Source organism: Halolamina sp. (assembly GCF_036626355.1).
In the GTDB taxonomy this organism is placed as follows: Archaea; Halobacteriota; Halobacteria; order Halobacteriales; family Haloferacaceae; genus Halolamina.
Map to the genome: position 1 here is coordinate 1 of NZ_JAZKRY010000113.1, position 7,792 is coordinate 7,792.

Consider the following 7,792-nt stretch of genomic DNA (forward strand, 5'->3'; position numbering starts at 1 on the left):
GGCTCTCGTCCTTACCAAGGACGCGCTTTACCGCTAAGCTACCCAGGCGCGCATGCCAGCCTACTGCGGATTCGTCTTTATGGGTTTCGGTTCCCCGTCGCCTCAGGGATCCGTTCCTGCACTCCGGGTCGGCGAGCTGACCGGAGCGTCCGAAAACGTCGCAAGCCGCTCGTGGGTCCCGCTGCAGAGCAGCGTCCCGGCCGACGGAAGCTCACCCTCGTACCTCCGGGCGAGCCCGTCGGCGTACGCGAGCAGCTCCTCTGAGGTCGTGCCGTCGACGGCGGCGACACCGGTGACCACCGCGAGCTCGAACACGTCCGCTTCGAGATTGCGGTCGAGCGTGTCGGCGTCCGCAGCGCCCTCGGAATGGGCAGTCTGGTTCCGGCCGAACGCCTGGACCGTCTCGACGGCGCGTTCGGCGGCCGCGGTAGTCCGGGCGAGCAGGTAGAACCCCCGGGAGACGAGCACGTCCGCCGCGAGCACGTCGAGATCGGCGTCGATGTCATCCGCTGTTGCCCCAGCCCAGGGTTCCTCGCGGGCGAGACGGCGCGTCAGCGCGAGCCCCTCGTAGATGAGCTGGACGCCGGCAGCCTGTTCGCCGAGAGCCGAGACGTCGACGTCGGGTGCGAACGCGCGGGCGCTCGAGAGCGCCAGCGCGCCAGGGGTCATCGACGCCGTCGCCAACCGCTCATCCAGTCTCTCACGGAGGGGCTCGGGCTCAATATCGCTCAGCGCTTGCCGCGCGGAGCGGCGGGCCAACACGGCGTCGTCCATCGGTAGCGAGTAGTCGCGGCGGAGCCAAAGGCCTTTGGAAAGGTGCCCAAAGCCACGGAGACAGGCTGGAGCTGCCGACTCGTTATCAGGGGCGCCGACCGCGGGAGAGCGAAGCGTTATGAGCATCCCGAACCGCACGCCGGTATGGTCGACTGTGAGTACTGTGGGGACGCTTTCGAGACCGAAGAGGCCCATCTCGAACATCTCGGGACGGAGCACCCTGACGAGCTCGGTCCGATAGATCAGCGTCGCGTGGCTGGGGCCGGCAGCAGCAGTGATGAGGGGTTCCCCCTGACGGGGCTGCTCGGGGGTGCGGCGGTGCTCGTGCTCGTCGTCGTTGCCATCTGGTTCCTTTTCCTGAGTGGCGGCTCAGGCGGGCCCGATGCAGCGCCGACCGGCATCGAGGACGACCCCCTCCCGGACCGGGGTGACGAGGAGTGGATCTCGCAGGTCGAGAGCGCCGAGTCCGAGGGGATACAGCACGTCGAGCAAGGAAGCAAGATCGACTACGCCCAGAGCCCTCCGCTCTCGGGCGAGCACTGGGGGCGAGCGATCCAGGCCGGGTTCTACACCGAGACACCCGAACTCCCCCGGCTGGTCCACACGCTGGAACACGGTGCAGTCGTCATCTACTACGACCCCGCCAACGTGACGCCGAAAGCGGAAGCGAGCCTCCGGGCGTGGGCCGACAACAACCAGGGAACGTGGACGAGCGTCGTCGTTGCACCGAATCCCAACGAGAACCCCCAGGGAGAGTACGTCCTGACCGCGTGGACCCATCGCCTCGTCATCGACGATTACGACGCCGAGGCGGTCCGTGCGTTCGCAGCGGAGTATCTCGGTCGGGGGCCGGAGAACCCCGTCCGGTAAGTCCGCAGTTCGGTCCCGATCCAGGGTTAGACCGGCAGCTCCGGCGCCGGCGGCATCGAGCGCTTGTGCTCGCTTCCTTCAACGAGTTCGACGACCCGGTCGACATGCTCGGCAGTGATTCCGTCGACGTACCGTACCGTCGCAGCTTTCGACAGCGGGCCGTCGATATGGAGGGCGAGCACGGCGTCGAGATGGTCGTAGTTTAGTCCCATCTCCTCCTCGTCGGTCTGGCCCTCCCACATCCCTGCAGTCGGGGTTTGCATCACCAGTTCGTGGGGGACGCCGACGTGGGCCGCCAGCTGGCGCACCTGCTGTTTGTAGAGTCCGCCGATGGGGTTGCAGTCGACGGCCTGGTCGCCGTATTTCGTGAAGTAGCCGGTGGTCGCCTCGCTGCGGTTCCCTGTCCCGAGCACGACGCGGTTCTCGGTGTTGGCGACGTAGTAGTTCAGCACCGCGCGCGTCCGCACCCGGACGTTGCCCGCGGCGGTGGGGTCGTCGACGCCCTCGGGATAGGCCTTGTCGAACATCTCGGCGATAGGCTCGATTTCGATGACGTCGTAAGGGATACCCAGCGATTCGGCGACCGTCTCGGCGTCGCTCATTAGCTCCTCGTCGCTGACTCGCGCGGGCATCGTGAGCCCGTGGAGCCGTTCCTCGCCCAGCGCCTCGACGGCGAGATAGCCGGTGAGCGTCGAGTCGATACCGCCCGAGAGTCCAAGCACTGCCCCCTCGGCGCCGGCGGTGTCGACGGTTCCCTGGATGAAGGAGACGATGCGCTCGTGGACGGTTTCGAGTTCGCCCTGCGAGAAGCGGATATCCAACGGGGCCTCCTCCGTGAGCACGTTCTCGGGCATGGACGGTAGTTGGAACGGGTGGTAGAAATACTCACTCCCCGTACACGGAGATTGGACAGATGCCCACTACGATGGCGCGTTCCGAAACCGACTTACCGAAGGCGGGCTTTCTCTCCGTCGTAAGGGCGCCGTTGGTCCAGTGGGAGGACAGTAGCTTCCCAAGCTACAGGCCCGGGTTCAATTCCCGGACGGCGCACTCCCTACCTGCGGTCGGTCGTGCGCCGGCCGTTGTCTCGTTCGCTGCATCGGCGGCGGCGAAGCCGCCGGCTGCAGGCGGAACCGTCGGTTCCGCCGTGCTCACGAGACTCCCGGACCGTCTGATTCTGGTTCAATTCCTCGGACTGGGCACCGCTGGACTCGTCACCGCCCCCGGCACAGCCAGGTCACGGTTGGTGGAATCTTAGTCGTTGTCTCCATCCTTCTCGCATCGCTTTCTTCACCTGGGCCCCTGAATCCTCAGACATGCGAACCGTCTATCACGTCTCCGACGCCGACGCCTACCACATCTCCGAAGGGAAGGTTCGGAACCTGCTTGGCGACGAAACGCTCGACATGACAGCGGCTGCTGTCCTCATCGACCACCCGGGGAGCATCGACGCCGCCGCGAAAGGACACCGGCAGACGACTGAGGCCCTGGTTGGGATGGGCGCGACCGTGAAGCTCTGCTCGAACGCCTTCGGCGGCGCGGAGGCTGACGAGGACGTGTTCCCGGACGGCGTCGAACTCGTCTCCTCAGGTGTGGGTGAACTGACTCGGTTGCAGAACGAGGGGTGGGTGTATATCCGGCTGTAGGCAGGTTCGTCGGCTGTCCCGGGTCAGTCCTGGTTCGGCGCGTCCGGCGGCTGCCGGTCGCGCTGGAACTCGTCGAACTCGTCCAGATCGTCGGCCAACTCGTACTCGATGCGGCGCTGTTCCTTGTTTCGATCCAGGCGGTCCTGGATGGGGTCGGCAACGGACTCCCAGCCGGGCTTGATGCGGACAGATTTGGCTGGCTGGCCGACGACGACGTGGTGGGCCGGCACGTCGCCGTCGACGACGGCTTTCGCACCAACGATGGAGTTCTCGCCGAGTTTCGAGCCCGCACGCATCAGCGTGTCGTAGGTGAGACGGGCGTCGTCCTCGATGATGGTGTGGTAGTTCGTCACGTCGGTCTGGTCGACGACGTCGTGGCCGTGGGAGAGCACCTGTGCGGAGTCCGAGATCGACACCCGGTCGCCGATGGTGAGCTTCCCACGGTCGTCGAGATGGACGTCGTCATGGACAACCACGTTGTCACCGACACTGATGTGATGGCCGTAGGTGAACGTGATCCCCTTGAAGAACCGGCAGCCGTCCCCGCACTCGTCGAACAGGTGTTTCGCGAGCATCGAGCGGAACCGGAGCGCGAACTCCACGTTGTCGGCCATCGGCGTCGCGTCGAACTGTCGCCAGAGCCACTGGAGATGTTTCGAGCGCTGGAAGCGCGAGTCGTCCTTCTCGGCGTAGTACTCCGACTCGAGCGTCGCGTTGCAAGGGTCGTGTCCCTGGAGGCGCACCCGCTCGGCAGGGGTGACGTCGCCGCCGTTCTCCCAGCGTTCGAGCGCGTCGCGGTCGCCGAACAGATCCACCAGCACGTCCTGCACCACGTTGCACGTCTCTTCGTCCGAGGAGAGGCGGGCATCAACCTCGTCGAGGAACGCGTCAACACCTTCCTCGGCCTCGGGAGGGAGCGAGGCGTGACGTTTGGTCATGGCCGGACGGAGGGTTCGCCGAGACATATGGGTTCGGGTGTTCACACAATTCGCAGAAGCGCGAGGGCGCCGACGTATTTGCTGGCCGCTCGTGTCGAGTGCTCTACTGGCACGCTACGAACTGCGACGCACCGGGATGAGTTGGGGGAGCGGTGAGTCCATCGTCGAACAGCGCGTCGGCAGTATCGAGAGCCGCCAGCGCGTCAACGCCGACTCCGACGCTGAATCCGTCGTCGGGCCAAGACGATCCGCGAAGCGGTCGTCACGCGCATCCAGAGCACCGGCTGCGACGTGGTTATACTGCCGGACAGAACGATACAACCATCGCTCGCCGTGAATCGGCCGTCAGTTCGTGTGAGAGCCAGAGACTGGTGAGCAACTCTGTATTGACTTCTGTCCGGCAGTATAGCTGAGGGGACGCGCTGTCGTCTCCAAGAGTTCGGATTCGAAAACGGCTCGGTTCCGTCACCAGAACGCTCCGCGTTCTGTGGCGGACGAGAGCGACGCTCTCGTCAAGGCAGCACGGAGGCTGCGGCAGGTCGCTCGCCGTGGCTGGTTACGCCAAGAACACGTGGCGCGGCCGATCGGCCAGGATTTCCCGTCCCCACTGCACCGTGTCGCGGAACTCCTCGGACCGGAAGAAGCCCATCGCGTCCTCCTTGGCGCGCCATTGACTCGCGATGAACATGTCGTTCTCGTCCTCGAGATTCATCATCAGATCCGTCTCCTTGTGGCCCTCCATCTCCTCGAGCAGGTCGGCGACAGTGTCGAAGCGGTCGACGAAGTCCTGCTGGTACTCGGGCTGGACGGTGTAGAACATCCCCATCGTCCCGAAGCCGGACTCCTCGCCCGCACGGGAGACAATTCCCGGCAGGTCAGCGAGGAACCCGGCGGCGGTCTCTGCGGCGCTTGCGGTGTCCCAGATGCTGACGACGGCGACCCGGTCGGTCATCGTTCCCTCGTACACCGCCGTCTTGACGTGGGTGTCGTAATGCTCGAAGTTTCCGCGGAGGCCGTCGACCTCGCCGGCGACCTCCTCGGGAGCAGCCTCGCTATAGAGCACTGTCGCGTACACGTCCTCGCCGTGGGGCTGGCCCGCGTAGATGTCGAGATCCGCCAGTTCGCCGCGGATACTCTCCTCGTCGACGCCTTCCTCGTCGTCGCCAGCGTGGTCGCTCTCCGCTTCGCCGTGGTCGCCGTCGTGGTGGCTTTCGGCGTCCTCACCGGTCGGAACTTCCTCACCGCGGAGGTACGCGCCGAGGTCTTCCGGTGGGAACCGCCGGCCGATGTAGAACGGGCCGAACTCGCCGTATTTCGACGTGGCGTCGTCGAACCGGAGCTCGTAGACGATGTCCTTGATGTCGACGGCGTCGCCGGCGAACAGCGTCACCCCCCACTCCCAGTCGTCGAGGCCGAGCGCAGAGGAGATGATCTGATCGACTTTCCCGCCCCATTTCCGGGCGGTCTCGCCGTGGCCCGACATCAGCTCCGCGCGCTCGTCGAAGGGGAGGTCGTACCAGTTAACGTCCTCGCCGCGGCGCTTGTTCATCGGGTAGAAACAGACGTACTCGTCCTCGGGGAGTTCGGGCTTGATCTTCCCCTCGATGTAGCGTTTGAGTCCCTCGTCGACCTCCTCCTCGTCCTCGGCGAAGTAGGCGTCGGAGACGTAGCCCGAAACCTCCGTCACGGAAACGAAGGAGTCGGTCTGCTCGGTGAAGCGGGCGAACTCCGTCGCCTCGAACTGCCGCTCAGCACGCGAGAGATGGTCGAGTGTGGGTCGGAGATGCAGTACCATGAGGTCGGCCTTGTCGCCGACAACGCTGAACACTGCGGAGGTGCCCTCGTCGGCGTCCACGACCTGCTCGTGGCTGCGGAGGTAATCGACACCCTCGGTGACCGCGCGCTCGTGGTCGCGCTCGGCGGCGTCCCGCCAGGCGTCCCAGTCGACGGATCGGAAGTCGTGCAGGACAAACCAACCTTCCTCGGTCTGCGGTGGCTCAGTCATAGATAGTGGTCCGTTCCGGGGGGGCTTGGGCGTTGCGTGTCCGTCCGCTGGATCTGGCGGCCCACGGGGCACCCCCAGTGCAGGCTCAGTTCGGCTTCGCATGCTCGCGCTCTCGCGCGTATCGCACACGAGCGGGCGCGAGAGCCGTTGAGAGTGGATTACCCGTACCGAAACCCTTTCACCCGGAGCAGGGGAAGGCAGTTGCAATGCGGAAGAGCGGCCCACCGAAAGGCCTCATCTCGTACATCGTTCTGGAGCTTCTGGAAGAGAAACCACGGTACGGCTACGAGATACTCAAGGAGATTACGGATATCAGTGGGGGGCACTGGGAGCCCTCCTACGGCTCGGTTTACCCGATTCTCTACAAGTTCGAGGAGAACAGCTGGGCCGAGCGCATCGAGCGGGAGGACGAGCCCGACCGGAAGTACTTCCAACTCACCCCCGAGGGCGAGGAGGAGCTGGCAGAGAAGCGCGTCGAAACGGGCGGGAAGGCCCGGGAGTTCGCCGACGTGATTCTGGGGTTCTACCACGTCTACGTCGCTTTTGCCACCGACGACCGGTTCGAGGTGGACCAGCCCGAAGAGAGCTGGCGGTTCGACGAACAGTTCTCGGCCTGGATCTGTGAGCAGGTGGTGCGACACCACGAGTACTACTTCGACGACTTCGAGCGTATCGAAGAGACCCCCGAGGAGTTCTACGAGCGGCTGGGAATGGAGTACGACGAGGAGTAGTGCAACGATGATTGCATCCGTTAGCGAGAGTGATTCGTCCCGTCGAAATAATGACCGGCCAGCGTTGAAATCCGTTTTCGAGGTCTGAGTGAGTGAGAGCCCGCTACTCTCGATGAGTGCATCGAGCGTTTCGGTCGCAACGTCGTGTCCCGCTCTCGCCTGGAGATAATTGATGAGTTCTTCGAGAACGTCGCTCAACACAGATGCTGTCGGGAGGTCCCCTTGGTCTATCGCGTCTGCGATTGCCTTCCCTCGCTTGTGGTCTGGTCGCGTGAGAGACGGGCTGCGATGAGGACGTTCGCGTCAACGACAACTCTGGCCATCAGGTGTCTCCAGCAATGAGGTCGTGATCCTCTGCGGCGTTGGATGGTTCGCCGATATCGACTGGATCCAGCTGTGAAAACGCGCCATACTGCTGTTTGACGAGTTCGACAGAAATTTTCCCGTTTTCGTCTACGTGCCAGCGGAGTTTGTCGCCCGCTTCGACGCCGGCCTCTCGCCGTACCGCCGCTGGGACCGTGACCGAGTAGCTCTCATTTACTGTTGTTTCGTCCTCAACCTCGTGAGACATACCCAACTGTATGGGGCACTCGCAAAAATAATTCGCCCGCAAATTTGCCAGGAATACACTGGTATGCCTCGACCTCCCGCGAATAGTATCGCACACCGAGTTAATGGCTGTTTCATAGTGATTGCTGCGAGTCTGTCCCGCTGTGACCATCCGTGTCGGTGATGGGAGCCCCTGAACCGGCGGCTTTCGACACCGTCGATGCACCTATTCGCAGTAATCACTATCAGGGGCGACACTGCGGAACTCATGGAGTTTCA

General features: G+C 64.1%; 8 protein-coding genes and 1 tRNA gene. 4 read left to right on the forward strand and 5 right to left on the reverse strand.

The genetic code is table 11. The annotated features are described in order from the left end of the window. Positions 1–102: 102 nt before the first annotated feature. Entirely contained in the window at positions 103–774 is a 672-nt protein-coding gene (locus V5A38_RS13785; RefSeq protein ID WP_332326342.1) for a hypothetical protein, read from the reverse strand. A gap of 144 nt (positions 775–918) precedes the next feature. Between V5A38_RS13785 and V5A38_RS13790 the strand changes: the two genes are divergently transcribed. Next, a complete protein-coding gene (locus V5A38_RS13790) occupies positions 919–1,644 on the forward strand; it encodes a DUF3105 domain-containing protein (RefSeq protein WP_332326343.1) in 726 nt (241 codons plus the stop codon). Between the two features lie 26 nt (positions 1,645–1,670). On the opposite strand, the gene V5A38_RS13795 is transcribed toward V5A38_RS13790, so the two are convergent. Continuing rightward, on the reverse strand, positions 1,671–2,498 hold the full coding sequence (locus tag V5A38_RS13795) for an NAD+ synthase (RefSeq protein ID WP_332326344.1): 828 nt from the start codon (positions 2,496–2,498) through the stop codon (positions 1,671–1,673). 125 nt (positions 2,499–2,623) lie between these two features. Here V5A38_RS13795 and V5A38_RS13800 point away from each other — a divergent pair. Next, positions 2,624–2,694: transfer RNA gene (locus tag V5A38_RS13800), tRNA-Gly, on the forward strand. A 266-nt stretch (positions 2,695–2,960) separates the two neighbouring features. Further along, complete coding sequence (locus V5A38_RS13805) at positions 2,961–3,290, forward strand: hypothetical protein (RefSeq protein ID WP_332326345.1); 330 nt, start codon at positions 2,961–2,963, stop codon at positions 3,288–3,290. 23 nt (positions 3,291–3,313) lie between these two features. On the opposite strand, the gene V5A38_RS13810 is transcribed toward V5A38_RS13805, so the two are convergent. Together V5A38_RS13810 and V5A38_RS13815 are read right to left on the reverse strand one after the other, a co-directional pair. Next, positions 3,314–4,228, reverse strand: a complete 915-nt coding sequence (locus tag V5A38_RS13810; RefSeq protein WP_332326346.1) for an acyltransferase — start codon at positions 4,226–4,228, stop codon at positions 3,314–3,316. 556 nt (positions 4,229–4,784) lie between these two features. Beyond that, complete coding sequence (locus V5A38_RS13815) at positions 4,785–6,233, reverse strand: heme-binding protein (protein ID WP_332326347.1); 1,449 nt, start codon at positions 6,231–6,233, stop codon at positions 4,785–4,787. A gap of 206 nt (positions 6,234–6,439) precedes the next feature. Here V5A38_RS13815 and V5A38_RS13820 point away from each other — a divergent pair, with 206 nt between their 5' ends. Further along, positions 6,440–6,964 (forward strand): PadR family transcriptional regulator, encoded by a 525-nt coding sequence (locus V5A38_RS13820; RefSeq protein ID WP_332326348.1) that lies wholly within the window; start codon positions 6,440–6,442, stop codon positions 6,962–6,964. Between the two features lie 322 nt (positions 6,965–7,286). On the opposite strand, the gene V5A38_RS13825 is transcribed toward V5A38_RS13820, so the two are convergent. Continuing rightward, on the reverse strand, positions 7,287–7,535 hold the full coding sequence (locus tag V5A38_RS13825) for an AbrB/MazE/SpoVT family DNA-binding domain-containing protein (protein ID WP_332326349.1): 249 nt from the start codon (positions 7,533–7,535) through the stop codon (positions 7,287–7,289). Positions 7,536–7,792 lie beyond the last annotated feature (257 nt).